At 72.4% G+C, this 25,638-nt stretch carries 25 protein-coding genes; 18 read left to right on the forward strand and 7 right to left on the reverse strand.

Going from position 1 to position 25,638, the window contains the following annotated elements; translation table 11 throughout:
- The first annotated feature begins 7 nt into the window (after nucleotides 1-7).
- Nucleotides 8-1,837 carry an amidase family protein gene (locus GJQ66_RS01995; protein WP_155047687.1) on the forward strand — a complete coding sequence of 610 codons (1,830 nt, stop codon included), beginning with the start codon at nucleotides 8-10 and terminating at the stop codon, nucleotides 1,835-1,837.
- 196 nt (nucleotides 1,838-2,033) lie between these two features.
- A complete protein-coding gene (locus GJQ66_RS02000) occupies nucleotides 2,034-2,207 on the forward strand; it encodes a hypothetical protein (RefSeq protein ID WP_155047688.1) in 174 nt (57 codons plus the stop codon).
- A 10-nt stretch (nucleotides 2,208-2,217) separates the two neighbouring features.
- Here the strand turns inward: GJQ66_RS02000 and GJQ66_RS02005 are convergent, their stop codons facing one another.
- Entirely contained in the window at nucleotides 2,218-3,426 is a 1,209-nt protein-coding gene (locus tag GJQ66_RS02005; protein WP_155047689.1) for an ROK family protein, read from the reverse strand.
- 154 nt (nucleotides 3,427-3,580) lie between these two features.
- Here GJQ66_RS02005 and GJQ66_RS02010 point away from each other — a divergent pair, with 154 nt between their 5' ends.
- From GJQ66_RS02010 to GJQ66_RS02040, 7 genes are all read left to right on the forward strand, one after another.
- Complete coding sequence (locus tag GJQ66_RS02010) at nucleotides 3,581-4,342, forward strand: sugar phosphate isomerase/epimerase (RefSeq protein ID WP_155047690.1); 762 nt, start codon at nucleotides 3,581-3,583, stop codon at nucleotides 4,340-4,342.
- 79 nt (nucleotides 4,343-4,421) lie between these two features.
- Nucleotides 4,422-5,720 (forward strand): ABC transporter substrate-binding protein, encoded by a 1,299-nt coding sequence (locus tag GJQ66_RS02015; RefSeq protein WP_196215779.1) that lies wholly within the window; start codon nucleotides 4,422-4,424, stop codon nucleotides 5,718-5,720.
- A gap of 61 nt (nucleotides 5,721-5,781) precedes the next feature.
- Complete coding sequence (locus GJQ66_RS02020) at nucleotides 5,782-6,753, forward strand: carbohydrate ABC transporter permease (RefSeq protein ID WP_155047692.1); 972 nt, start codon at nucleotides 5,782-5,784, stop codon at nucleotides 6,751-6,753.
- Nucleotides 6,746-7,576, forward strand: a complete 831-nt coding sequence (locus GJQ66_RS02025; RefSeq protein ID WP_155047693.1) for a carbohydrate ABC transporter permease — start codon at nucleotides 6,746-6,748, stop codon at nucleotides 7,574-7,576. The genes GJQ66_RS02020 and GJQ66_RS02025 overlap by 8 nt, the downstream gene beginning before the upstream one ends.
- A gap of 14 nt (nucleotides 7,577-7,590) precedes the next feature.
- A complete protein-coding gene (locus GJQ66_RS02030) occupies nucleotides 7,591-8,712 on the forward strand; it encodes a Gfo/Idh/MocA family protein (protein WP_368732553.1) in 1,122 nt (373 codons plus the stop codon).
- A gap of 174 nt (nucleotides 8,713-8,886) precedes the next feature.
- Entirely contained in the window at nucleotides 8,887-9,978 is a 1,092-nt protein-coding gene (locus GJQ66_RS02035) for a Gfo/Idh/MocA family protein (protein WP_368732554.1), read from the forward strand.
- A 29-nt stretch (nucleotides 9,979-10,007) separates the two neighbouring features.
- Nucleotides 10,008-11,024 carry a sugar phosphate isomerase/epimerase gene (locus GJQ66_RS02040; RefSeq protein WP_155047694.1) on the forward strand — a complete coding sequence of 339 codons (1,017 nt, stop codon included), beginning with the start codon at nucleotides 10,008-10,010 and terminating at the stop codon, nucleotides 11,022-11,024.
- Nucleotides 11,025-11,069: 45 nt separating this feature from the next.
- Here the strand turns inward: GJQ66_RS02040 and GJQ66_RS02045 are convergent, their stop codons facing one another.
- Nucleotides 11,070-11,864, reverse strand: coding sequence for a siderophore-interacting protein (locus tag GJQ66_RS02045; protein WP_155047695.1), 795 nt, complete (start codon nucleotides 11,862-11,864; stop codon nucleotides 11,070-11,072).
- Between the two features lie 137 nt (nucleotides 11,865-12,001).
- Here GJQ66_RS02045 and GJQ66_RS02050 point away from each other — a divergent pair, with 137 nt between their 5' ends.
- The 4 genes from GJQ66_RS02050 to GJQ66_RS02065 are packed head-to-tail and all read left to right on the forward strand — an operon-like array spanning nucleotide 12,002 to nucleotide 15,834.
- On the forward strand, nucleotides 12,002-13,012 hold the full coding sequence (locus GJQ66_RS02050; protein ID WP_230379227.1) for a siderophore ABC transporter substrate-binding protein: 1,011 nt from the start codon (nucleotides 12,002-12,004) through the stop codon (nucleotides 13,010-13,012).
- A gap of 32 nt (nucleotides 13,013-13,044) precedes the next feature.
- Nucleotides 13,045-14,064 (forward strand): ABC transporter permease, encoded by a 1,020-nt coding sequence (locus GJQ66_RS02055; RefSeq protein ID WP_368732555.1) that lies wholly within the window; start codon nucleotides 13,045-13,047, stop codon nucleotides 14,062-14,064.
- The gene (locus tag GJQ66_RS02060; protein WP_368732556.1) at nucleotides 14,054-15,079 is read left to right on the forward strand and encodes an iron chelate uptake ABC transporter family permease subunit; all 1,026 of its coding nucleotides are present in this window, start codon (nucleotides 14,054-14,056) and stop codon (nucleotides 15,077-15,079) included. Before GJQ66_RS02055 ends, GJQ66_RS02060 begins: the two co-directional genes overlap by 11 nt.
- On the forward strand, nucleotides 15,076-15,834 hold the full coding sequence (locus tag GJQ66_RS02065) for an ABC transporter ATP-binding protein (RefSeq protein ID WP_155047696.1): 759 nt from the start codon (nucleotides 15,076-15,078) through the stop codon (nucleotides 15,832-15,834). The genes GJQ66_RS02060 and GJQ66_RS02065 overlap by 4 nt, the downstream gene beginning before the upstream one ends.
- A gap of 57 nt (nucleotides 15,835-15,891) precedes the next feature.
- Here GJQ66_RS02065 and GJQ66_RS02070 read toward each other — a convergent pair whose 3' ends face one another.
- The 4 genes from GJQ66_RS02070 to GJQ66_RS02085 all read right to left on the reverse strand — a co-directional run bounded on the left by GJQ66_RS02070 (nucleotide 15,892) and on the right by GJQ66_RS02085 (nucleotide 19,017).
- A complete protein-coding gene (locus GJQ66_RS02070) occupies nucleotides 15,892-16,701 on the reverse strand; it encodes a hypothetical protein (RefSeq protein WP_155047697.1) in 810 nt (269 codons plus the stop codon).
- A gap of 337 nt (nucleotides 16,702-17,038) precedes the next feature.
- Nucleotides 17,039-17,239, reverse strand: coding sequence for a hypothetical protein (locus tag GJQ66_RS02075; protein WP_155047698.1), 201 nt, complete (start codon nucleotides 17,237-17,239; stop codon nucleotides 17,039-17,041).
- Between the two features lie 32 nt (nucleotides 17,240-17,271).
- Nucleotides 17,272-18,207 carry a DNA-3-methyladenine glycosylase gene (locus tag GJQ66_RS02080; protein WP_155047699.1) on the reverse strand — a complete coding sequence of 312 codons (936 nt, stop codon included), beginning with the start codon at nucleotides 18,205-18,207 and terminating at the stop codon, nucleotides 17,272-17,274.
- Between the two features lie 45 nt (nucleotides 18,208-18,252).
- Nucleotides 18,253-19,017, reverse strand: a complete 765-nt coding sequence (locus GJQ66_RS02085) for a winged helix-turn-helix domain-containing protein (RefSeq protein WP_155047700.1) — start codon at nucleotides 19,015-19,017, stop codon at nucleotides 18,253-18,255.
- A 418-nt stretch (nucleotides 19,018-19,435) separates the two neighbouring features.
- Here GJQ66_RS02085 and GJQ66_RS02090 point away from each other — a divergent pair, with 418 nt between their 5' ends.
- The gene (locus tag GJQ66_RS02090) at nucleotides 19,436-19,729 is read left to right on the forward strand and encodes a GNAT family N-acetyltransferase (RefSeq protein WP_368732557.1); all 294 of its coding nucleotides are present in this window, start codon (nucleotides 19,436-19,438) and stop codon (nucleotides 19,727-19,729) included.
- A gap of 4 nt (nucleotides 19,730-19,733) precedes the next feature.
- Here the strand turns inward: GJQ66_RS02090 and GJQ66_RS02095 are convergent, their stop codons facing one another.
- Entirely contained in the window at nucleotides 19,734-20,522 is a 789-nt protein-coding gene (locus GJQ66_RS02095) for an SseB family protein (protein WP_196215780.1), read from the reverse strand.
- A gap of 98 nt (nucleotides 20,523-20,620) precedes the next feature.
- Here GJQ66_RS02095 and GJQ66_RS02100 point away from each other — a divergent pair, with 98 nt between their 5' ends.
- From GJQ66_RS02100 to GJQ66_RS02115, 4 genes are read left to right on the forward strand one after another with little or no spacing between them, the layout of a single operon-like run.
- Nucleotides 20,621-21,787 carry an exonuclease SbcCD subunit D gene (locus GJQ66_RS02100; RefSeq protein ID WP_155047703.1) on the forward strand — a complete coding sequence of 389 codons (1,167 nt, stop codon included), beginning with the start codon at nucleotides 20,621-20,623 and terminating at the stop codon, nucleotides 21,785-21,787.
- The gene (locus GJQ66_RS02105; RefSeq protein WP_155047704.1) at nucleotides 21,784-24,777 is read left to right on the forward strand and encodes an AAA family ATPase; all 2,994 of its coding nucleotides are present in this window, start codon (nucleotides 21,784-21,786) and stop codon (nucleotides 24,775-24,777) included. Before GJQ66_RS02100 ends, GJQ66_RS02105 begins: the two co-directional genes overlap by 4 nt.
- Nucleotides 24,778-24,787: 10 nt before the next feature.
- Entirely contained in the window at nucleotides 24,788-24,970 is a 183-nt protein-coding gene (locus GJQ66_RS02110; RefSeq protein ID WP_155047705.1) for a hypothetical protein, read from the forward strand.
- A gap of 56 nt (nucleotides 24,971-25,026) precedes the next feature.
- Complete coding sequence (locus GJQ66_RS02115) at nucleotides 25,027-25,638, forward strand: nucleoside deaminase (protein ID WP_155047706.1); 612 nt, start codon at nucleotides 25,027-25,029, stop codon at nucleotides 25,636-25,638.

Raw genomic sequence — 25,638 nt, forward strand, 5'->3', positions numbered from 1 at the left:
CCTCCACATGGGATCCCGTACCCGACGCGCCACGGCAATTGCCGCCGCCGGCCTGACCACGGTCGCCACGCTGGGCGCCCTCCCCGCCGCCGCGGCGGCCGAGCCCGCCGCGGACGCCGCCATCCTGGCGCCCTACTACACCGAGCTCGACGTGACCGGCGACCGCCAGGTCACCGCCGACGACGTGCTCCTGGTCGCCGAGTCGCTCGGCCAGACGCCAGGCGATGCCGGCTGGATCCCCACGGCGGACGTGGACGGCGACGAAGTCCTGACGATCACGGACGTCGCCGCGGTGTCGCAGCGCATGATCTACGACGATGGTCCCTTCGAGCTGCTCGAGGCGTCGGTTGTCGACATGCAGGCCGCGATGAACGCGGGCGCGACCACCTCGGTGGACATCACGACGCAGTATCTCGACCGCATCGAGGCCTACGACACGGCGCTCATCGAGGAGGGCGGCCGGCCGCTGCACTCAATCATCTCGGTCAACGACGCGGCGCTCGCCGCCGCGGCCGACGCCGACGCGGTCCGCGCGGAGCAGGGCATGACGAGCATGCTGCTCGGCGTTCCCGTCGCCATGAAGGACAACTACGACACCGCCGACATGCCCACGACCGCCGGGTGCGGCTGCTGGAACGACAACCAGACGGCGACCGACGCTTTCATGGTCTCGGGGCTGCGCGCGGACGGCGCCGTGATCGTCGCCAAGGCGAGCCTCGACGAGTTCGCGTACGGCTTCGCGTCGGAGTTCTCCGCCTTCCAGGAGGTCGGCGACTCCGTCCTCGTGGCGAGCCCTTACAACACGAACCAGACCGCGGGCGGGTCGTCGGGCGGCACGGGCGCCGCCATCGCCGCGAACCTCGCCGGCATCGGCTTCGGTACCGACACAGGCGGATCCATCCGCGTGCCGTCGTCCTACAACCAGCTCGTCGGGATCCGCCCGACCGTTGGCCTCGCGAGCCGCGACGGGATCGTCCCGCTGGCGCTCTCGCAGGACACGGGCGGGCCCATGGCGCGCAGCGTCCTCGACGCGGCCGTCGCACTCGATGCGGTGGTCGGCATCGACGAGGCGGACCCCGCGACCGCCGCGCAGGCGGGCCTCGTCCCCGAGTCGTACACGGAGTTCCTCGATGACGACGCGCTCGACGGCGCGCGCATCGGCTACATCGGCTCGATGTTCGACACGACGAGCCAGTGGAGCCCGACGCCGAACGCGACCGTCGAGCGCGTCTGGTCCGACGCGCAGGCGACGATCGAGGGCCTCGGGGGCGAGGTCGTGCCGATCGAGGAGCCCGAGTGGTTCGCCGGCCTCCTTGCCGAGGGCAGCGGTTCCACGAACGAGTTCCGCCACGACCTCGACATCTACATCGAGAACCACCTGTCCGAGGACGTCGAGGCGCGCTCGCTCGACGCGATCATCGACACGGGACACTTCGTCGTGAGCCGCCAGGGCACGTACGAGACGCGCGCCGCCGTGACGGAGGAGCAGTACGAGGCATGGATGGACAGCCACACCGCCGTCCTCGCCCAGGGCAAGGTCGACGTGCAGGCGCTGCTCGATGAGTACGACGTCGACGCGCTCGTGTACCCCAGCGGATCCACCTACGGCACCATCGGGCGCAACCTGCGCCTGAGCCCGAACACGGGCCTCCCGGCCGTGACGGTGCCGATGGGGGTCTCGATCCCCGAGGACGGCACGGCGGCGAACGCTGGCGTGAACCTCGAGTGGCTCGGGCGTGACTTCGGCGAGGGCACGTTGCTCGGGCTCACCTACGCGTTCGAGCAGGCGACCGGCGCGCGCACGTCCCCGGAGCTCTACGGGGCGCTGGCGGGCTGACCGTCGCTCGGCCGAGGGGCCGGAGGGATCCGCGGATCCTTCCGGCCCCTTGTCGTGGGTGGGCGGTGTGCGGGACCCGTCCGGATCGTGCATATGCACGTTCGTGTGGCCGGGAGGGTGCGTTTGTGCGACCTGGGTGGATCCGCTGGCGTTCGGATCGCGCATACGCACGTTCGCCAGCGACCGGAGGGTGCGTATGCGCGATCCGGCCGCCCGAGGCAGCGCGGACGCGGGCGTCGTCGCGTTCGCGGCGGACCGGGCCGGGGAGCGGACCCGCCTGACCGTGACCCACGAAAAGCTGCCGGCCGAGGGGGTCGAGGCCTGGAAGGCGCACTGGGCCGAGGGGCTGCGCGGGGTCGAGTTTTCCTGACACCCGCGCGTCAGCGCGCGAGCCGGCGGTCGATCCGCTCGGCCGCGAGCACGTGGTCCAGGATCATCACGGCCGCCCCGCGCACGCCGCCGGCCGCGTCGGCGACCGACGGCTCGATCGCGAGGTGCTGCGTCGCGAGCGGGATGGAGCGGCGGTAGACGACCTCGCGGATCCCCGCGATGAGGTGGTCCGACGCGCGCCCCAGGCTCCCGCCCACGACCACGAGGGAGGGCCCGAGGAGGTTGACGACGATCGCGACGGCCTCGCCGACGATGCGGCCCGCGTCGCGCGCGAGCTCGATCGCGGTGCGGTCGCCCGCCGCGACGAGCCGGATGGCGTCGGCGCTCGTCTCGGCCTTCACGCCCCGCTCGCGGAGCGCTCGCGCGAGGGCGGCGCCGCTGGCGACGTCTTCGAGCTCGCGGTCCTCGCCGGCGCGCGTCAGGGCCGTGTCGGGGAGCTGAACGTGGATGTGCCCGAGGTCCCCGGCGGATCCGAGCGCCCCGCGCTGGAGCGCGCCGCCCGCGATGATGCCCGCGCCGATGCCCGTGGCGACCTTGACGTACACGAGATCGGCCGTGTCGCTCGCCCGCGCCACCTGCTCGCCGAGGGCGAGGAGGTTCACGTCGTTGTCGACGAGGACCATATCGGCCGTGAGCGCGCCCTCGCCCCACCGCTGGGCGACGTCGCCGGGGATGTCGTGCTGGTCCCAGCCGGGCATGATGGGCGGATTGACGGGACGCCCCGTGGAGTGCGCGACGGGGCCGGGAATCCCGATGCCCGCCCCCCACACGTCGCCCGCGCCGTACGGCGTCTCCGCGAGGAGCTCGCGCGCCGCGTCGAGCGCGCGCCCGAGGCAGGCGGCGGGGCCCGCCGCGATGTCGATGTCGAGCGCGCGCGTCGCAAGCGGCTCGCCCGCCAGGTCGCACACGGCGACCGACGCGTGGCGCGCGCCGAGGTCGATCGCGAGGACGGCGCCCGCCTCCCGGCGAAAACGCAGCGTGCGCGGCGGCCGACCGCCCGTTGACGTCGCCGCCGCGCCGGGGGCGAGCAGCCCGTCGGCGACGAGCGCGTCGATCCGCGCCGAGGCCGCGGCGCGCCCGAGGCCGGTCGATCGGGCGACCTCCGCCCGCGTGCGCGGCGCGGCGTCGCGGAAGCGCTGAAAGAGCTCCCCCGGTGTCACGGGGAGCGGGCCTGTCGGGGCGTCGTCGGCGTCGGTCATGCTGTCCTCCGCCTGCATCCTATGTTCTCGCGCTGCCCCGCACACTTGAGGTTCAAGAATGACAACTTTTGCTTGTGTGTCGACAGAACCGCTGTTAGCGTCCCTCTGTCGGCACCAACGAGGGCGCCGGCAGAGGACCAGGGACGAGGACCTTATGACGCGCGATGTGGCGCTCCAGCTGTATTCCGTTCGCAACGCGATGTCCGAGGACATCGATCGCACGCTCGAGCGCGTCGCCGAGATCGGCTTCCGCTTCGTCGAGCTCTACAACTTCGCCGCGTGGCACGCCCCGCTGCGCGAAGGCCTCGCCGCTCACGGCCTTGCGGCGCCCACCGCGCACGCGCGGCTCGTCGAGGGTGACAACGCCGAGGAGCTGATCGACCTCGCCGCCGAGCTCGGCGTCCAGACCCTCATCGACCCCATGGTTCCGGCGGAGCGCTGGGCGAATCCCTCCGACATCGCCCGCACGGCGGATCGGCTCGCGGAGCTCAGCGACATCGCGCGTGAGCGCGGGATGCGCATCGGTTACCACAACCACTGGTGGGAGACCGAGTCGCGCGTCGACGGCGCGACGGCCCTCGAGGCGCTCGCGGAGCGCCTCCCCGAGGAGGTCCTCCTCGAGATCGACGTGTACTGGGCCATCGTCGGCGGCGAGACCGACGCCGCGGGCCTGCTGCGCCGCCTCGGCGACCGCGTGCGCTTCCTGCACGTCAAGGACGCGCCGGAGCAGGACGGATCCCTCAGCACGGATCGCGAGGACCAGCTCCCCGTGGGCGAGGGATCCATCGAGTGGGGCGGCGTGATCGAGGCCGCGCCCGCCGCCGATCTGCTCGTCGTCGAGTTCGACGAGTTTCGCGGCGACATCTTCGACGGCATCGCGCGCGGCCTCGCCGGCGCGCGCCCGCTCGCGGGCTGACGCCGTCCCCGCGGGCCGCCCCTCGCGGCCCGCGCCCCGACCATCCGCAATGACGCGAATGACACAAGGAGAACACAGCATGAAGCGCACAATGAGGTTCGCAGGCACGACGGCCGCCATCGGCGCGACCGCCCTCGTGCTGTCCGGTTGCAGCGGGCAGGCAGACGGCGGCGGCGACTCGATCACGTGGTGGGCGACGCAGGAGGCGTCGTCGATCTCCGCGACCGAGGACGTCTACCAGCCGGCGATCGACGCCTTCGAGGAGGAGACGGGGATCTCCGTCGAGATGGAGGTCGTCCCGTGGACGGACCTCTACAACAAGATCCTCACCGCGGTCAGCTCGGGCACCGGTCCCGACGTTCTGAGCATCGGCACGACCTGGGTCGCGTCGCTGCACGACACCGGCGCGCTCGCCGAGGTCGACGGCGAGAACCTCGAGTGGATGGGCGGCAGCGACCGCTTCGTGCCCGCCGTGTGGGACGCGGCGCAGGTTCCGGGCGAGACGCACACGGCCGTGCCGCTGCACTCGACCCTGTACTCGCTCTACTACAACGTCCCGATCTTCGACGAGGCCGGCGCGACGCCGCCCGCGACGTGGGACGAGTTCGTCTCGCTCGCCGAGGAGCTCACCGTCGACACGGACGGCGACGGCTCGACCGACCAGTACGGCTTCACCTTCCCGACGGGCGCGGCCACGGGCAACGCCCACCTGTCGTTCATCTTCGGCGCGCAGAACGGCGGATCCTTCGTGGACGACGCGGGCGAGGTCACGATCGACAGCCCCGAGATGACCGAGGCCGTCGAGGCGGTCGTGGGTCTCATGAGCGATCAGGAGGTGATGCCGCCGAACGACGCGGAGTTCGACCAGAACGCCGACAGCGTCGATCAGCTCATCAACGGTCGCGCCGCGATGATGTTCCAGCAGAACCCCATCGAGCAGTTCGACAACCGTGGCTTCACCGACTGGGGCATCGCCGACATGCCCGTCATCGAGGGCGGCGAGCCCGTCATGTCGATGGTCGCCGGGACCGACATCACCGTGTTCGAGGACTCCCCGAACAAGGAGCAGGCGTTCGACTTCATCGAGTTCCTCACGAGCCCCGAGTGGAACGCGACCACGAGCGCGGGCTTCTCGAAGCTTCCCGTCGTGACCGACGGCTACGAGGAGGCGGTCTACCAGGAGGTCGACCCCGAGCTGCTGGAGGTGCGCCGCAACATCCAGGAGAACCACTCGGAGCCGTTCCCGATGGTGCCGAACATCGGCGAGATCGAGGCGGGCATCGGCAACGCCGTGCGCGAGATGTTCCAGGCCGCGGCGCTGGGCGAGGATCCGGACGTCGCCGGACGCCTCCAGGAAGCGGCGGCGCAGCTGCGCTGAACCGCCTGATCCGGGCCGCCCGCCGGGCGGGCGGCCCGGTCGGCGGGATCGGAGGATCCGCATGACCGATGCCACCACGACCACCGTTCACACCGCGGGGCGCAAGTACCGCGGGGTGCAGGGACGTAAGGACAGGCGCCTCGCCTACGCCCTCATCGTCCCGGCGGCTCTCCTCGAGCTGCTCATCCACATCATCCCGATGGTGTTGGGCCTCTACATTGCGTTCATCGAGCTCGACCAGCGGACGCTCCGCAACTGGCTGAGTGCGCCGTTCATCTGGTTCGACAACTTCGCCCGGTCGCTTGAGCCGACCTCGGCGCTCGGATCCCAGTTCTTCGACACCCTCGGGCGCACGGCGCTGTACGTCGTGCTCGTGCTCGCGTTCTCGTGGGCCCTCGCGATGGCGGGCGCCGTCTTCCTGCAGAAGAAGTTCCGCGGCCAGGGACTGCTGCGCACCCTCTTCCTCGTGCCGTACGCGGTCCCGCTCTACGTGGGCTGCATCGCGTGGGCGTTCATGTTCAACCAGCGCGACGGGGTCGTCAATCAGCTGATCTTCGACGTCTTCGGGGCGAGCGGGGACCGGACCTTCTGGCTCATCGGCGACAACGCGTTCTTCGTGCTCGTCATCGTGAGCGTGTGGTCCTATTGGCCGTTCGCCTTCCTCATGCTCATGGCCGCGCTCCAGAACGTGCCCGACGAGGTGTACGAGGCGGCGTCGATCGACGGCGCGGGCCCGTGGAAGCAGTTCGTCAGCATCACGCTGCCGATGATCCGGCCGGCGAACGCGGCGCTCCTGCTCATGCTCGGCCTATGGATGTTCAACCAGTTCAACATCCCCTACGTCCTGTTCGGCCCGTCGTCGCCGGATCCGGCCCTGCTCGTGTCGCCGCTGATCTACCAGAACTCCTTCCAGAACTGGGACTTCGGCGCCGGCGCCGCCATGAGTGCCCTGCTGCTCCTGGCGTTGCTCGTGGTGTCGATCTTCTACATCCGACTCGTCTTCCCGAAGGGAACGGACTCGAACGATGCGTGAGACACGCGGTTTCCAAATCACCCGGGTCGTCGTCCTGACGTTCCTGTCCCTGTTCGTCCTCGTGCCCCTGTGGGTCATGGTGTCGACGTCGCTGAAGCCCCTGGAAGACGTGCGCACGCTCTGGCCGAGCTCGCTCACGATCCAGCCGTACATCGACATGTGGTCGACGGTCCCGCTCGCGGACTACTTCGTGAACTCGATCATCGTCACGACCACGGCGACCGTCTTCTCGGTCACGGTGTCGCTGTTCGCCTCGTACGCCCTCGCGCGGTTCACCTTCCGCGGGAAGCGGCAGTTCAGCCTCGTGATCCTGTCGACGCAGATGTTCCCCGGGATCCTGTTCCTCCTGCCGCTGTTCCTCATCTTCACGCAGATCCAGCGGACCATCGGACTGCAGCTCAACGGCAGCTATCTCGGCCTGATCATCACCTACATGACCTTCACGCTGCCGTTCTCGATCTGGATGCTCACGGGCTACTTCCAGGCGATCCCGGGCGCGCTCGAGGAGGCGGCGATGATCGACGGCACGGGGCGGATGGGCGCGCTCTTCCGGGTCGTCATCCCCGTGGCCCGGCCCGGCATCATCGCGGTCGCGGTCTACTCCTTCATCACGGCGTGGAGCGAGGTCCTGTTCGCCTCGGTGCTCACGAGCAACGAGACGCGCACCCTCGCGATCGGCCTCCAGGCGTACTCGAGCGAGGCCGACGTCCTCTGGAACGAGCTCATGGCCGCGTCCGTGACCGTCTCCCTCCCGGTCGTGTTGGCCTTTATGTTCGTTCAGCGATACCTCGTCGCCGGCCTCTCCGCCGGCGCCGTCAAATAACCCCAGGAGCTCTCGTGGCACACCATACTCCCCTCGGCGTCGGCTTCATCGGCGTCGGCATGATCAGCGACACCTATCTCGAGCACCTCGCGACCTTCCCCGGCGTGCGGGTCGTCATCCTCGGCGACCTCGACACCGAGCGGGCGCGGTCGCAGGCCGCCAAGCACGGCATCGCGGCGCACGGATCCCCCGACGACGTGCTCGCCCACCCGGGCGTGGACCTCGTCGTGAACCTCACGATTCCCGCGGTGCACGCCGACGTCTCGCTCGCCGCGATCGAGGCGGGCAAGCACGTGTGGAGCGAGAAGCCGATCGCGACCGACCTCGCCTCGGCGCGGGCCGTGCTCGAGGCCGCCGACCGCAAGGGGCTCCGCGTCGGCATCGCGCCGGACACCGTGCTCGGCAACGGCGTGCAGACGGCGCTCAGGGCGTTCGAACGCGGGGAGATCGGGGATCCGCTGTTCGCCACGACTGCCATGCAGTGGGCGGGGCCGGACTGGTTCCACCCCGGTCCCGAGTTCCTGTTCGCGCCCGGCGCGGGACCCGTGCTCGACATGGGGCCGTATTACGTCACGACCCTCGTGAGCGCATTCGGATCCGTCGCCTCGGCGTACGCGACCGCGCAGACGGGCCAGGCGAACCGCACGAAGAAGGTCGGCGATCGCGCGGGGGAGGAGTTCCCCGTGCTCGTGCCGACGACGGTCCAGGCGACCCTCTCCTTCGAGGCGGGCGGATCCGCCCAGCAGCTCTACAGCTGGGACTCTCCGATCCGGCGCATGGGCTTCGTGGAGCTCGTCGGGACCGAGGGGGCGCTCCGGATCCCGGATCCGAACTTCTTCACGGGGGCGGTGCGGCTCGCGCAGACCACGGCCGAGAACGCGCGCGAGGACACCCCGTGGCGGGACCTCGCCGTCGAGGGCGTGCAGGGCGGCCGCGGCCTCGGCATCGCCGATATGGCCGAGGCGATCCGCGAGGACCGCGCCCACCGCGCGTCGGGGGAGATGGGGGTGCACGTGCTCGAGACCCTGCTCGCGATCGAGGAGTCGACGCGGTCGGGCGCGATCGAGCGCGTCGCCTCCCGCGTGGCGCGGCCCGCGACCGTGCCCGTCGAGTGGGACCCGACGCTCGCCGCATAGGGCGGGTCCGCCCGCGCCGCGGATCCCTTATGCTGGCAATCAATGAACTTTTGTGTATTCTCGTGCAAAAGTGGCGTGCGTCGAGAGGGCGCGGCCGCCGGCGCACGCAGGTGAAGGGATGTACCCCATGAATGCGCACATCGTGCGGGCCGAGGCCGCTCGAACGGCGCGCTCGTGAGCGCGCCGGAGCTGGGCGCGGCGTTCATCGGTGCGGGGATGATGGGCCGCGCGCACACGTCGGCCGCGCGCCAGATCGGCGCCGACCTCGTCGCCGTGGTCGCTTCGACGCCCGAGCGGTCGGTCCGCGCCGCGCGCGACCTCGGCGTCCGCGAGGGCGCCGCGTCCCTCGACGACGTGCTGGGCCGGCGAGACGTCGACGTCGTGCACGTGCTGAGCCCCAACGCCCTCCACGGCGCCCAGGCGCGCGAGGTGATCGCGGCCGGGCGCCACGTGATCTGCGAGAAGCCGCTCGCGACGACGGCGGGCGAGGCGCGGTCCCTTGCCGACGCCGCGCGCGCGGCGGGCGTCGTCGGCGCCGTGCCGTTCGTGTACCGCTACCACCCGATGATGCGGGAAGCGCGGGCGCGGATCGCCGCCGGTGGATCCGCCGTGGTCTCCGTCGACGCGCACTACCTGCAGGACTGGCTGCTCTCGCCCGACGACGACAACTGGCGCGCGTCGAGCGAGGCGGGCGGCGCCTCCCGCGCGTTCGCGGACATCGGCTCGCACCTGTTCGACGCGATCGAGTTCATGACGGGCCAGCGCGTCGCGCGGATCCAGGCGCTCACGTCGCGCGTGTACGACGAGCGCGGAGGGCGCCCCGTCGCGAACGAGGACATCGCGGCCGTGCTCTTCCAGCTCGACGGCGGCGCCCCGGGAACGGCGCTCGTGTCGCAGGTCGCGGCCGGCCGGAAGAACGGCCTCGTCGTCGAGGTGCACGCGCGCGAGGAGGCGTACCGGTTCGAGCAGGAGGACCCCGGGCGCCTGTGGCTGGGGCGCCGCGAGGGATCCGTGCTCCTCGAGCGCGACCCGGCGATCCTCTCGCCGGACGCGGCGCGGCTCTCGCTCGTGCCGTCCGGGCACCCGATGGGGTACCAGGAGGCGTTCACGGCGTTCGTGCGCGACGCGTACGACGCCGTCCGCGGCGGCGCACCCGAGGGGCTGCCGACGTTCGAGGACGGCGCGCGCGCGGCGCAGCTCACCGAGGCCGTGCTCGCGTCGGCCGCATCGGGCCGGTGGGTCGACACCACCGCGGCCCGCGCGTAACACTTCACCAACGATCACAGGAGACGACGATGGCGGATCAAGGACGACTTCCGGTCACCCTCTTCACGGGGCAGTGGGCGGACATGCCCTTCGAGGAGCTCTGCGCGAAGGCCGCGGCCTGGGGATACGACGGGCTCGAGATCGCCGCGAGCGGCGACCACCTCGACCTGCGGCGGGCCGACGAGGACGACGCGTACGTGCAGGAGCGCCTCGAGATCCTGAAGCGGCACGGGCTCGGCGTGTGGGCGATCTCGCACCATCTCGGCGGGCAGGCTGTGTGCGACGACCCGATCGACTTCCGGCACCGCGCGATCCTGCGCGACTACGTGTGGGGCGACGGGGACGAGGAGGGCGTGCGCCGACGCGCGGCCGAGGACATGCAGCGGGCGGCCCGCGTGGCCCGCAAGCTCGGCGTCGACACGATCGTCGGCTTCACGGGCTCGAGCATCTGGAAGTACGTCGCGATGTTCCCGCCCGTGGGGCAGGACGTCATCGACGCGGGCTACGAGGACTTCGCGGCGCGCTGGAAGCCCATCCTCGACGTGTTCGACGCCGAGGGCGTGCGCTTCGCGCACGAGGTGCACCCGTCCGAGATCGCGTACGACCACTGGACGACGGTGCGCGCGCTCGAGGCGATCGATCACCGCGCGGCCTTCGGGCTCAACTGGGATCCGTCGCACATGGCATGGCAGGGCATCGACACGGTCGGCTTCATCTCGGACTTCGCGGACCGGATCTACCACGTCGACTGCAAGGACACGCGGATCCGCGCGGCGAGCGGGCGTCAGGGGATCCTCGGGTCGCACCTGCCGTGGGGAGACCCGCGCCGCGGCTGGGACTTCGTCTCCACGGGCCACGGCGACATCCCGTGGGAGGACGCGTTCCGGGCGCTGTCGTCGATCGGCTACGCCGGCCCCATCTCGATCGAGTGGGAGGACGCCGGCATGGATCGCGAGCACGGTGCCGCCGAGGCCGTGGGCCGGATCCGCGACATGCTCTGGCCCCTGCCCGCGACGGCGTTCGACGCGGCGTTCAGCAACCAGTGACGCCGTGCGTGCGGGGCGGGGCCGGGCGGCCCCGCCCCGCACGCGTCAGTGGGCGGCGTGGTACTCGGTGTCGCCCGACTTCCAGTACCCCTTGATGACACGGCGGTCGAGGTCGAGCCCCCAGCGGTCCGCCACGAGCGCGCGGGCGGGCTTCACGATCGCCTGCTCCGCCGCGATGAACACGAACGGATCCTCGCCCGGCCGGTCGTCCTCGTCCATCTGCCCGAGGGCGTCGGCAAGCGCCGTGCCCGGGAATGCCCCGCCGCGGTTGACGAACTCGACCGGCACGGGCGCGTCGATCTTCAGCTGGTGCGCGGCGCCGCGCACCTCGACGAGGATGAGCGCCGGCGCGTCCTCCGGGATGAGTTCGGCGTAGCGCCGGATCTGCGGGATGGCCGTCTCGTCGCCCGCGAGGAGCCACCCGTCCGGCTCGCCCTCGATGCGCAGGGCGCCGCGCGGGCCCCCGACGCCGCAAAACGCGCCGAGGGGTGCGCTCTGCGCCCAGACGCCCGCGACGCCCTCGTCGCCGTGCAGGGCGAACTCGAGGTCGAGGTACGGCGAGCCCGCGGACGTCGTGCCCCACGCGAGCGGCGTAAATTCGCGGCTCGGCGCTTGGCGCAGCTCCTCGATCGTGCCCGGGCGCTCGTCCGGCAGGAAGATCCGGATGTGGTCGTCGTGCCCCGTGGATCCGAACCCCGCGAGCTCCTCGCCCTCCACGCGGACGCGCACGTAGTGCTCCGAGAGCCACGCGCGCTCCGTGAGCGTCGCGGAGCGGAAGCGCAGCTCGAGCGATTCGCGCTCGAGCCGGTAGGTCGCGGTGTCGGTGTTGGACGAACTCATGAAAGTTAGGCTAACCTACCTCGAGCCGGGTAAGGCATGCCTTACACGCAGCGCCTCGTCCAACGGTGCGACGCACCCGGCATCTCCGCGCGGAGGGTCCGTCTTCCGTCGCGCCCGTTCCACACGCAGGAGTTTTCATGACGCTCACCCGCCCGCTCGCCGCGCTGTCGCTCGTCGCGGCGTCCGCCCTCGTCCTCGCCGGTTGCTCCTCCACGTCGGGCGCCGAGGCGAACGCCGACGGCGACGCCGAGACGATGCCGTTCACGTTCGAGTACAACACGGCGGGCGAGGACGAGGAACCGGCCTACGAGGAGGTCACGGTCGACGTGCCGCTCGCACCCGAGAACGTCGTCATCTTCGACATGGCCTCCCTCGACACGTGGGGTGCCCTCGGCGGCGAGGTCCAGGGCGCGCCGCTGGACTCGGTGCCGGACTACCTGCAGGGCTACCTCGCGGACGACGCGATCAACGCCGGGTCGCTGTTCGAGGCCGACCTGCTCGAGGTCGAGGCGGCCCAGCCCGACCTCATCATCGTGGGCGGCCGCTCCGCCGCGCTCTACGAGGACCTCAGCGAGATCGCCCCGACGGTCGACCTCAGCTCGAGCGGATCCTTCGAGGACACCCTCGAGCGCAACGTCACCTTCCTCGGCGAGGTGCTCGGGGCCGAGGACGAGGCCGCGGCCGCGCTCGAGACGCTCGAGGCCGGCATCGCCGAGGCGCGCGAGGTCACGACCGGCATCGGCACGGGCCTCAGCGTCATGGTGTCGGGCGACAGCGTGAGCGCGCTCAAGCCCTCGGAGGGCGACTACTCGGGCCGCAACCTCCGCGGCGGCATCGTCTATGACGTGTTCGGCGTCGAGCCCGTCATCAGCGACATCGAGGAAGCGACGCACGGCGAGCCCGTCTCGTTCGAGTTCCTGCTCGAGACCGACCCGGACTACCTCTTCGTCACGGACCGCAACGCGGCCACCGGTGAGGAGGGCGCCGAGGCCGCCGAGGTCGTGCTCGACAACGAGATCGTCCACGAGACGACGGCGTGGCAGAACGACCAGATCGTCTACCTCGACCCGATGGCGTGGTACATCGTGTTCGGCGGCATCGACACGACGCAGATCATGATCGACAACATCCTGTCGATCGGCGCCTGAGCCACACACCCCGTCGTGAAGGCCCCCAGATCGTGGCTGTGACGACCGCCGCAGCCACCGCGAGCACCCCCGCCCCCACGCGTCCCCGTCGCGCCTGGGTGGGGGTGCTCATCGGCGTGCTCCTCGTGCTGCTCGCGGCCGTCAGCCTGTTCGTCGGCGCCTCCAGCGAGGTGTCCGTCTCGGCGCTGCGGGACGGATCCGCCGACGCGGTCTTCCTCCTCGCGGCCAGCCGGATCCCGCGCACGCTCGCGCTCGTCCTCGTCGGCGCCTCGCTCGGCATCGCCGGGCTCATCATGCAGATGCTCGTGCGCAACCGCTTCGTCGAGCCGTCCACGACGGGCGTGACCGAGTTCGCGACGCTCGGCATGCTCGTGGCGATGGTGTTCTGGCCGGGCATGGCCATTCCGGTGCGCATGGCGCTCGTCTCCGTGTTCGCGCTCTGCGGCACGTGGGTCTTCCTCCGCATCGTCCGCCACGTGCCCGTGCGCTCCCTCGTGCTCGTCCCGCTCGTCGGCATCATGCTCGGCGGCGTCGTCGGGGCCGTCACGACGTTCTTCGCCTACCGGCTCGACCTGCTCCAGTCGCTCGGCCAGTGGTCGCAGGGATCCTTCGCGACCGTCATGCGCGGGCGCTACGAGTTCCTCTTCATCGCGGCGGCGATGGTGATCGTCGCCTGGGTGGCCGCCGACCGATTCAGCGTCATCGGCCTCGGCGAGGAGTTCTCCACCAACCTCGGCCTGAACTACCGCCGCGTCGTCGCGATCGGCATGGTGATCGTCTCCGTGATCACGGCGTGCGTGCTCGTGACGGCGGGGGTCCTGCCGTTCCTCGGCCTCGTCGTGCCGAACATCGTGAGCCTCATCATCGGCGACAACGTGCGCCGGTCGATCCCGTGGGTGGCGGGCCTCGGCGCGGTCTTCGTCGTCGCGTGCGACCTCATCGCGCGGCTCGTGCGCTTCCCCTACGAGATCCCGCTCTCGGTCGTCGTGGGCGTCGTGGGCGCGGGCCTGTTCCTCTGGCTCCTGCTGCGACGGAGGTCGCGTGTCCACTGAACTTCGCGCGGCGCCCGTCGCCGCCAGCTCCGCCCCCGTCCGCGCGTCAGGCGTCGCGGCCGCGTGGGCGCGCCCGGGCGTCCGCCTCGGGGCCCTCGGCGCGGTCGTTGTGCTGCTGGCGGTGGCGTACCTCGTCTACGACGTGCCCGGATCCTTCCTGTTCGCCGCGCGGATCCGCGGCCTGACGATCGCGGCCATGGCGGTCGTGGCGACGGCCGTCGGCGTCTCCACCGTCGTGTTCCACACGATCACGCAGAACCGGATCCTCACTCCGTCGATCATGGGCTTCGACGCGTTCTACGGCCTCATCACGACCGTGATGGTCTTCGCGTTCGGCGCCGCGGGCTTCCTCGCCGCCGACAGCCTCGTGCTGTGGGCCCTGCAGGTCGCCGTCATGGTCGGCTTCAGCGTGCTCCTGTTCACGTGGATGTTCGGCGGCAAGCGCCGCTCGATCCACCTCATGCTGCTCGTGGGCATCGTGCTCGGGACGTTCTTTCGCAGCTTCACCGAGTGGATGCAGCGCATGCTGGATCCACTCGATTTTCAGGTCGTGACCGACGCGATGTTCGCATCGCTCACCCGGCCCGACCCCGTGCTGCTGGTGTTCACGGCGGCCCTCGTGGCCGCGGGGTGCGCCGCGCTCGTGCCGCTGGTGCGGACCCTCGACGTCTTGACGCTCGGCGAGCCCGTCGCGGTCGGGCTCGGCGTCGCACACCGCCGCGTCGTCATGGCGCTCTTCCTCGTCGTGTCGGTGATGGTCGCCGCGTCGACCGCGCTCGTCGGCCCGATCCTCTTCTTCGGCCTGATCGTCGCGAACCTCGCCTACTCGTACGCCGGGAGCTTCCGGCACGGCTGGACGCTGCCGACGGCGGTCCTGCTCGGGATGGTGTGCCTCCTCGGCGGCCAGCTCGTCGTGGAGCAGCTCCTCGGGTTCCAGGGCACGCTCTCGACCGTCATCGAGTTCGCCGGCGGACTCTTCTTCCTCTTCCTCGTCCTCAGAAAGGGGGCGCGATGATCGCGCTGACCGGAGCCACCAAGCGCTACGACGGGCAGACCGTGCTCGACGACGTCACGATCGAGCTCGGCGGCGAGGGCGTCACGGCGCTCATCGGGCCGAACGGCGCCGGCAAGTCGACCCTGTTCGGGCTCGTGGGGCGCCTCATCGCGCCGGACGCCGGATCCGTGCACATCGACGGCCTGGACGTCGCCCGCGCGCCGGCGCGCGACATCGCGCGGGCGCTGGCCGTGCTGCGCCAGGACAACGTCGTCGCGTCCCGGCTGACGGTCCAGGACCTCGTCGAGTTCGGTCGCTTCCCGCACTCGCAGGGGCGGCTGACCGCCGTCGATCGCGCGAAGATCGACGAGGCGATCGGCTACCTCGATCTCGACGCGCTGCGCGGCCGCTTCCTCGACGAGCTCTCGGGCGGCCAGCGCCAGCGGGCGTTCATCGCGATGGTGCTCGCGCAGGACACGAAGTACGTGCTCCTCGACGAGCCGCTCAACAACCTCGACCTGCGGCACATGACCGAGATCATGAAGCTCATTCGGCGCATGGCCGACGAGCTCGGCAAGCGCGTCGTCGTCGTGCTCCACGACATCAACTTCGCGGCGACCTACAGCGATCGCATCATCGCGATGCGGGACGGCCGGATCGTCGCCGACGCGGGGCGCGACGCCATCATGCAGCCGGACGTGCTGCGCGAGGTGTACGACACCGAGGTCGACGTGCGCGAGATCGACGGCCGACCGGTCGCGCTCTACTACGCCTGACGCGCGAGCGCGGCGGCGCGCCGCGTGGGCGCGCCGCCGCGGGGCGGGCCTGAGGGCTCAGTACCAGTTCACGGCCTGCGAGTGGGCCCACGCGGAGCACGGCGTCCCGTAGGCGCGCGCGATGTAGTCGAGGCCCCACGTGATCTGCGTCGTGGCGTTGGTCTGCCAGTCGGCGGCGACCGTCGACATCTTGCTGCCCGGGAGCGACTGCGGGATCCCGTACGCGCCGCTCGAGGCGTTGGAGGCCTGGTAGTTCCAGCCCGACTCCTTGGTCCACAGCGAGTCCAGGCAGCTGAACTGGTCGGATCCCCAGCCGTAGGTGTCCGCGGCGAGGGAGGCGGCGGTCGCCTTCGCGCCCTCGACCGTGTTGGCGGCGGCGAGCGCCTCGGCCTCCGCCTCGGCGGCGGCTGCGGCCTCGGCCTTCTTCTTCGCCGCGATCCGGTCCTGCTCCTCCTCGTAGTCCGTGATCGCGACCGTGACGGCGTCGATCTCGGCTCCAGCGTCCGCCGTGCGCTCGAGGACGATCGGCTCCGGCAGCTCCTCGTAGGAGGCGAGGGACGCGATGAAGCCCTCGAGGGCCTCCGTGTCGACTTTGCCCTCCGCGCGATCGAGCAGGCTCTCGGCCTGCCCGAGCGTCTTCTTCGCGTCGCTCGCCGTGTCACCCGTCGCGAGCGCGACCGCGTTGGCCGTCTCGCGCTCGGGCTGCGGGATCGACGCGTAGGCGGCCGTGCCGCCGCCGAGGGCGATCGCGGCGACGAGGGTGGCGGCGCCGAGCGCGATGCGCTTGCGGCGGCGCTCGGTCGCCTGGCGGAGCAGGGCCACGTGGTTCGCGCGGGGGAAGGGCTCGGGCAGGGGGGCGTCGTTCATCGTCATAGCCAGGGAGATCCAGTTCGCTCGGGAGCGGCGCGGTCGTCTCACGCGCCGAGGCGCACTCGGGTGGCTGACGGTTCGGGGGAGTCAGCGCGAGCGCCGACGACGAGGATGGTTCGCGAGTCTGGGCGTCGCGTCAGGAAGTGCCCCGTGCGACCCCGAAAGCACCTTTTTCGGCCGGGAGGAGCGCCCGAACCTGAGAGCGCCGCACGGGGCGCACGGATCCGCGCCCTGGTGCGGATCGCGGGCTACGTCGAACCTTTGGTAACGAACCGGTAACGGGGGTGACCTCAGAGTCTCCTGCGAGACCGGTGGGAGCGGCGAAAATGACCGCCTACAGCTCGGCCCCGTTGTCGTCCCGGTCGGTGAGGCCCTGCTGCCCGCCGCGCCGCGATTCGAACGCGATGAGCGCCCCGATCCCCACGAGCACGCCGAGCGCGGCCCCCAGCCACACGCTGCCGAGGATGGCCCCGACGAGCAGGGCGAGGGCGAACAAGCCGACGGCGATGAGTGTGTGGCGAGCGCGCGGGGACATGCGGCCATTGTGTCGCGAATCCGCTCGGCCCGTCACCTTTCGCGGTGATCCTCCGGGGCGAGCTTCGGCCCGCGCCGCGGCTCGCGCGGCCCCGCGGCGCCGAGTAGGCGAATCACCCGCTGGCGCTGCCCGCGCCACGGCTCGAGCAGCGCGAGCATCCCGTCGTCGTCGGTGCGCGAACCGGTGAGCGCGTACCCCACGTGGTGGGCGAGGTGATAGTCGCCGACGCTGACGGCGTCGGGGTCGCCGAGGGCACGGATCCGCGTCTCCGCCGCCGTCCACGGACCGACGCCCGGCAACGACACGAGCGGATCGGGGGCTCCAGCCGCGGCCACCGCGCGGCGCACGGCCCCCCACCGGGCCGCCGCCCGGACGAGCGTGCGGGCCTGCGGCGGCTCGAGGCCCGCGCGGTGCCAGGACCACGACGGGATCGCGCGCCAGGCGTCGTCGGAAGGCGGGGCAAAGAGCGCGCGGGGCGTGGGGCCGGGCGCGCGCTCGCCGTGCCGCGTGACGATCCGGCGCCACGCGCCGAACGCCTGCGCGACGGTGACCTTTTGCTCCATGACGGCCTGCGCGAAGGCGGCTGGCACGTCGTCGGTGCGCGCGAGGCGGAGGCCGGCCAGGCGCCGGTGCGCCTCGCGGACGAGCGGGTGGCGGCTGGCGTCGAACCCCCGCGGGTCGTCGCGCCTGCCGCACAGGTCGGGGGCGTGCGCGAGCGCGTGCTCGCGGCCGGGGCCCCACGCGGCCGCGAGCACGCGCCCGTCGGGCGCCTGGCGCACCGCGAGCGTCGCGGGCCCGGCGGGCGTGCGGCTCGCGCGCCAGAACACGCCTCCGGACCGCGCGAACGTCGGGTCGCCGGGGCCGCGCCCGATGACGCCGAGGGTGCGGGCGAGGTCGACCGGCGCGGCCGGCGCCCACGCCGAGCGCATGGGCTCCTCGGCGGAGCGGGGCGGGGCGACGGTGGTCATGCCCCACACGCTACGCGGGACCACCGACAGCGCCGGGCCGCGGCGTCAGAAGCGGTCGGGGGAGGGCGCGCCCGCGCCGTAGCGGATGGTCACGTCGGCGTGGCGGTCGAAGCGGTAGCCGACGCCGCGGACGGTGCGCACGATGTCCTCGTACCGGCCGAGCTTGGAGCGCAGGCGCCGCACGTGCACGTCGATCGTGCGCTCGCCGGGCGCCTGGTCATCGCCGGCCTGCCACAGCGAGTCGACGAGCTCGCCCCGCTCGATCGTGCGACCCTCGCGCAGGACGAGGTACTGGAGCAGCTCGAACTCCTTGTAGGTGAGCTGGGCCGAGTCTCCGTCGATCGCGACGCGCTTGCGCGAGATGTCCACGACGACGCCCGCGCCGCGGTCCGCCTGCGGGGCGCTCGACTGGGCGCGCTGCACGGCGCCCGGCTCCTTCAGCGCGAGGCGGACAACGTCGATGTCGCGCCCGCCCGCCTGCTGGGGCGCGAGGGCGACGGTCGCGTAGGTCTCGGCGTGCGGCGAGAGCTCGGAGATTGTCCGGCGCAGCGCGTCGACGAGGACGTTGAGGCTAACGCCGTCGGCGGCGGCCGCGGCCTCGTCGAGCCCGACGTACAGCGCGAAGCCGCGCGGCTCGGTGCCTGCGGGCAGTCCGGCAGCGCGATCGGAGGGCTGAGCGATGTTCACGGGGCGTCGACCTGAGGGGTGCGCAGCGCGCGCTTCGCGCTGCTCCTGAAGTGAGGGTACCGGGCGCAGGTGCGCGGGGCGGGGAGCGCGGGCGATCTGGGGGAGCGTGGCGAGGGAGGTCATGAGAGGAAGGGTCCTTGCGGGGAGGGATCCGGCGGATCCGGGGTGCTGTGAGGGGGGCGCGTAGCGCCGGGCCGCGAGCGATGCGCTCAGCGGACGATCGCGCGCGGGTGCGCGGCGGATCGGTGAGGGGCGTCGGGGCGTGGTGCTCAGCGACACATTCGACAGCACATGACCTGGCGCCCGGGCATCATCATCCCGGTCACTCCGTTCGCCTCCAGGGCGGACGAAAGGCGCGTAAAAGTGGTCATGGGGAAATTGTTGCCGCGCGTCTCGCGAGAAGTCAAACAATTTCGCCCGCGGTCGCCCCGCATGTCGGAATGTGACGCCGGGAGGCGTCGCCGCGGGATCCGCGCCCGGGCATCCGCGCCCGCGACCCTCCGCAGGAATCGCGGGGCGGATCCGCGTGTTGAATAGGGGCGTGGACGATCGATTCAGCTTCCAGGACGCGCCCGCCGCATCGCGGTTCGAGCTACGCCGCGACGGCGCGCTCGTGAGCGTGCTCGACTACCGCGTGAACGGGGACACGATCGCGCTGACGCGCGCGTTCACGAACCCCGCGCACCGCGGCGAGGGGCTCGCCGCCATCGTGACCGAGCGCGCGGTCGATGAGATCGCCGCGCGCGGCGGGCAGAAGGTCCTGCCCGTGTGCTGGTACGTCGCGGACTGGTTCCAGGCCCACCCGGAGCGGGCGGGCCTGGTCGCCGCGCGCTGAGGGTCTACTCGGCGGCCTCGAACCACTCGAGCTTGAGCTCTGCGGCGGGGCCCACGGGGTTGACGACGAGCCCCACCATGCCGTCCTCGCGGGCGGAGGCCACGATCTTGTCGAGCGAGGTGGGCTGGGCGATGGCGCTCGGCTCCCACGCCCACAGCTCCGCGGGGCTCGTGAAGACCGCGTGCAGCGTCTCGCCGTCGGCGCGGGTCGCGCTGGCAACGTGATAGCCGGTGGTCTCGCCCGCGTCGTCCTTCACGGGGATCCCGCCGACGTAGACGACGGCGCCCGAAAGCATTCGCACGAACTCGTCGAGCTGTACGCCGCCGTCGACGAGCGCGCCGGCGAGGGAGGCGGCGTCGGCCGAGCTGTCGCCGAACGCGCGCTGCAGCTCGTCGCGGTAGGCGATGAAGGCGCCGGGCGTTCCGGCGTCGATCGCGATGCCGTCGTGGTGATCCATCGCCTGCTTGAGCGCGGCGGCCGCGGGCTGCGCGAGCGAGGTGGCCTTCTCGGTCGGCGCGAAGGCCTCGAGGCGCGGGTTGTCCGTGAAGGCGAGCAGCAGATCCTTGCCGTCCTCGTCCCGCACGGAGGTGACGATCAGCTTGTCGCCCTCCTGCATCGGGTTCTCCGGATCCGCGAACTCCGACGGGCTGATGTCGAGCAGCAGCTGCCCTGCGGCCGCGCGGCGGAGCACCTCGCTGTGCGTCCGCGGATCCTTCGTCTCGGCCCACACCCCGAGCGCCTCCTGCACGCGGGCGTTGTGGACGATGTTCTTCGGCTGCTCGGCATCCGTCATGCCCGCCACGCTACGCGGCGACGGTGCGGGACGCGAACGGGGGCCGCCCCCGTTCCCGGGTTTCGTGGAATGTCGGGGGTCCGCTCTAGCGTGAGGGCATGCGGATCCTGCACACCTCCGACTGGCACATCGGCCGGTCATTTCACGGGCACTCGACGCTCGAGGCCCTCAGCGGGGTGCTCGACACCCTCGCGGGCCAGGTCGCGGAGCACGACGTCGACGTCGTCATCGTCGCGGGCGACGTCTTCGACTCCGCGACGCCCGCCGCGGCCGCATACACCCTCCTCAGCGACACGCTGGCGGCGATCCGCGAGGCGGGCGCGCGCGTCATCGTCACGAGCGGCAACCACGACTCCGCCGCCCGCCTCGGGTTCCAGTCGCGCTTCCTCGGCGCCTCCGGCGTGCACGTCGTGACGGATCCGCTGTCGGTCGGCGAGCCCGTCACGCTTGAGGACGCGCACGGGCCCGTGCACTTCTACGGCATTCCCTACCTTGAGCCGGCGCTCGTCCGCCACCTCTGGCCCGACGCCGAGCTGCGCACCCAGGAACACGCCGTGCGGCATGCCATGGGCCTCGTCGCGGCCGACCACGCCGAGCGGGGCGGGCGCCACGTCGCCATCGCGCACTGCTTCGCCGCGGGCGTCGAGCCGACGCCGCAACTTGAGCGCGAGGTGCGGCAGGACCTCCGCCAAGGATCCCTCGACGTCGTCCCGCTCGCCGACCTCGCGGGCCCCGACTACGTCGCGCTCGGCCACATCCACGGCCGCGCCGAGCTCGCCCCCGGCATCCGGTACTCCGGCGCGCCCCTGCACTACAGCTTCGGCGAGGCGGCCAAGCCCCGCGGATCCTGGCTCGTCGACCTCGGCCCGGGCGGCGTCGAGAGCGTCGCCTGGCTCGACCTCCCCGTGCCGCGCCGGCTCGTCACGCTCCGCGGTGATCTCGCCACCCTGCTCGAGGATCCCGACCTCGCCCCGCACGAGGACGACTGGGTCTGCGCCGTCCTCACCGATGCCACGCCGCAGCCCGACCCCATGCGGCGCCTGCGCGCGCGGTTCCCCTTCTGCGCCACGATCCAGCCCGCGCCCGAGCGCGGGTCCGACGGCCCCGCCCGCACGTACCGCGACCGCGTCGGCCGCGGCACCCCCGACGCCGAGATCGTCGACGACTTCCTCGGCTTCGTGCGCGCCGGAGAGGGCGCATCCGACGCCGAGCGCGCCGTGATCGCCGAGATCGTCTCCGCCCACGCTGGGAAGGAGCAGGCATGAGGATCCATCGGATCGAGATCGAGGGGTTCGGCCCCTTCCGTGCGCGGCAGGACATCGACCTCGACGCGTACGCCGCCGACGGGCTCTTCCTCATCTCCGGCCGCACCGGCGCCGGCAAATCCAGCATCCTCGACGCCGTCTGCTTCGCCCTGTACGGCACCACGCCCCGGTACGAAACCAGCGAGAAGCGCCTCCGCAGCGACCACGCCGGGCTCGACGACCCCACGCGCGTCGCCGTCGAATTCTCCGTCGACGACGCGCGCTGGCGCATCGTGCGCACGCCCGAGTACGAGCGCCCGAAGCGCCGCGGCACCGGCACCACCAAGGCGGCCGCCACCGCCGAGATGTTCGAACGCGTCGGAGACGCGTGGGAAGGCCGGGCCGCTCGTGCCGTCGACGTCGGCCACCTCGTCGCCGAGATCATCGGCCTCAGCCACCAGCAATTCCTGCAGGTGATCCTCCTGGCCCAGGGGCGCTTCGCGCAGTTCCTCCTCGCCGGGAACGACGACCGCCAGAAGCTTCTGCGCACCCTCTTCGGGACGCGGCGATTCGAGGACTACGAACAGGCTCTCGAAGAGCGCCGCCGCACCGCCCAAGAGGCCGTCGCCGACCGCACGCGCGCCCTCGACGCGCTCCTCGCGCAGGCCGAGCCCGACATCGTCCGCGCGCTCGAGGCCGAAGCGGGCGCGGACCCCGAGCCGGCGGCCCTCGCCCTCGACCGCGCCGCGCGCGTCGCGCGGGCCGCCGCCGACGCGGCGCGCACACGCGAGGACGAGGCGCGGGCCGAGCGCGACCGGCAGGAGGCCGTCGTCGCCGCGCAGCGCGCCGCCGCCGACGCGCAGCGACGCCGCGACGACGCCCGCGCGCGGCTCGCGGCCCTCGACGCCGCGGCCGACGACCTTGCGGCCGCGGAGCGCGAGCGGGACGCCGCGGCCCGCGCCGACGGCGTCCGCGAGCGGATCCGCGCCGCCGCCGTCGCGGACACCGCGCTCGCCGAGGCAGGCGCCGCTGCCGACGCCGCCGTCGCGGCGTGGGGCGCCGCGCGCGACGAGGCCCCCGCCGACGACGCCGTCGCGAGCGTGCCCGGCCGCGACGCCGACCCCGAGGCTCTCGACGACTTCGGCGCGGAAATGCACGGGGTCATCGGCGCGTGGGAGCCGATCCGCGAGCGCGAGACCGGCCTCGCCACCCGCGCCGACGACGCCCGCGCCGAGCGCGAACGCCTCGCGGCCGCCCGCGCCCGCACCGCCGCCCTGCGGGCCCAGCGCGAGGCGCTCCCGGAGCGGATCCGCACCACCCGCGCCGCGCTTGAGGAGGCCGCCGAGCGCGCCGCGCGCCGAGAGACCGCCGAGGCCCACATCCGCGAGCTGGAGCAGCAGATCGCCGCGGTGGTCGAACGCGGCACGCTCGCCCGCGCCTACGAGGCCGCTGCGGCCGACGCCGCGGCACGAGCCGACGAGCGCCACGCCGCCGAGCGCACCCTCGACCGGCTCCACAGCCTGCGGCTGTCCGGCTTCGCCGGCGAGCTCGCCCAGACCCTCGCCGCAGACGAGCCCTGCCCCGTCTGCGGTGCGACGAGCCACCCCGCGCCCGCAATCGTCCCCGACGGCCACGCCACGGCCGAGGCGATCGACGAGGCTTCCGCCGCTCGCGACGCGGCCGTCGCCGCGCACGACGAGAGCGTCGCCCGCCGCGGCGAGGCCGAGATTGCGCTGCGCTCCGCCGAGCAGCGCGCCGGCGGGCGCACCGAAACCGAGGTGAACGGCGACCTGCTCGCCGCCCGCGGCGCGCGCGACGCCGCCGCGGAGGCCGCCCGCGAGAAGATCGCGCTCGAGCGCCAGCGCGACGATCTCGAGGGTGCCCAACGCCGCCTCGAGGACGACGAGCGGCAGGCGATCGCCGACGAGGCCGACCTCGCCACGCGCGTCGCGCGGACCGCGGCCGACCTCGCCGCCGAGGAGGAGGCCGTCGCCGCCGCGCGCGGAGCGTTCGACTCGGTCGCCGAGCGCATCGGCTGGGCACGCCGCCTCGCCTCCCGCGCCGCCGCCACCGCCGAGGCCCGGCGCGAACGCGACCGCGCGGCGGGCGCCCAACGCGCCGCCACCGCCGAGCTCGCCCGGGGCGTCCAGGACGCTGGCTTCGACAGCGAAGATGCCGCCCGCGCCGCGCTGCGCGACGCCGCCCGCCGCGCCGAGCTCGACGCGCTCATCCGGCGCGCCGGCGAAGAACGCGCGGCCGCCACCGCCGCGATCGCCGACACCCCCGCCGATCTCCCCGACACCCCCATCGACCTCGCCCCGCACGAGGCCGCGCTGAGCGAGGCGCGCGCTCGCCTCGACGCCGAGGTGGCCGCGCGCGCCGACCTGGGGGCGCGCGCGGAGCGGCTCGCGACGGCCCAAGATCGCGCCCGCGCCCTCCGCGACGACATCGCGGGCGGCGCCGACGACGCCGACGCCATGACACGCCTCGCCGACACCGTCGCGGGGCGCGCGCCCAACTCCAAGCGCATGAACCTCGAGACGTTCGTCCTCGCAGCCGAGCTTGAGGAGATCGTCGAGGCGGCTAACCTCCGGCTTGCCGACATGAGCGACGAGCGCTATAGCCTCCAGCACACCGACGCGCTCGCCCGACGCGGCGCCGCATCCGGCCTCGGCCTCGAGATCATGGACCGATTCACGGGGCAGGCCCGGCCGCCCCACTCGCTGTCCGGCGGCGAGACCTTCCTCGCCTCGCTGTCGCTGGCCCTGGGCCTCGCCGAGGTCGTCACGCGGCGCGCGGGCGGGATTCGGCTCGACACGCTCTTCATCGACGAGGGCTTCGGATCTCTCGACGCCGAGACCCTCGAGACGGCCATGCGCACGCTCGACGAGCTGCGGCAGGGCGGCCGGACCGTCGGCGTCATCAGCCACGTCGAGGCGATGAAGGAGCAGATCCCCGCGCAGCTGCGCGTGCGGCAGACCCCGGGCGGGTGGAGCGAGATCGACCAGTAGGCTGGGACGCATGAACAAGGGCACGCTCTGGACCGTTCTCGGCGTGATCGCGGCGATCGTCATCGCCTGGTGGCTCGTCAACCTGCTCTTTAGCGTGCTGTTCTGGCTCTTCAAGCTCGTCGTCGTGGCCGTCGTGGCGCTCATCGTCTTCGGCGTGCTGAAGTACCTCTTCCGCTCGCGCGAGCGCGGCTGACCGGCGCGCCGCGCGGCGTGCGATTTCGCGTAACACGCGCCGCCTAGGCTCGCGGCATGAACTTTCCGCCGCTTGCCACCTCGTTCACCCTCGAGCTCCCCGCCTGGGTCGCCGACGAGATCGCCGACGTCCCCGACGCGCTCCCGACCGTCGAGGAGCGCGTGGCGCTCGTCAACCGGCTCGCGGACCGCAACTGGCGCGAGGGCAACGGCGGCCCGTTCGCCGCCCTCGTCGCCGAGCGCGACACGGGGCGCATCGTCTCCGTCGGCGTCAACGTCGTGCTCTCCACCGGCATCTCCTCGGGGCACGCCGAGGTCACCGCCCTCGGCCTCGCCCAGGCGCGCCTCGGCGCGTGGGACCTGGGCGGCGACGGGCTCCCGGCGCACGAGCTCGTCGTGAACTGGCGCCCCTGCGTGCAGTGCTACGGCGCCGCCATGTGGTCGGGCATCACCTCCCTCGTCCTCGCGGGCCACGGCCCCGAGTGCGAGGAGATCACGACCTTCGACGAGGGCCCCATGATCGAGACGTGGCCCGAGGCGTTCGAGGGGCGCGGCATCTCGGTGACCCGCAACGTCGCCAAGGCCGAGGCGATCGCCGTGTTCGAGGCGTACCGCGCCTCCGTCGACTCCGGCGCCGTCACGGTCTACAACGCGCGCGCCGCCGAGTAG

Source organism: Microbacterium sp. ZXX196 (assembly GCF_009709595.1).
Classification (GTDB): Bacteria; Actinomycetota; Actinomycetes; order Actinomycetales; family Microbacteriaceae; genus Microbacterium; species Microbacterium excoecariae.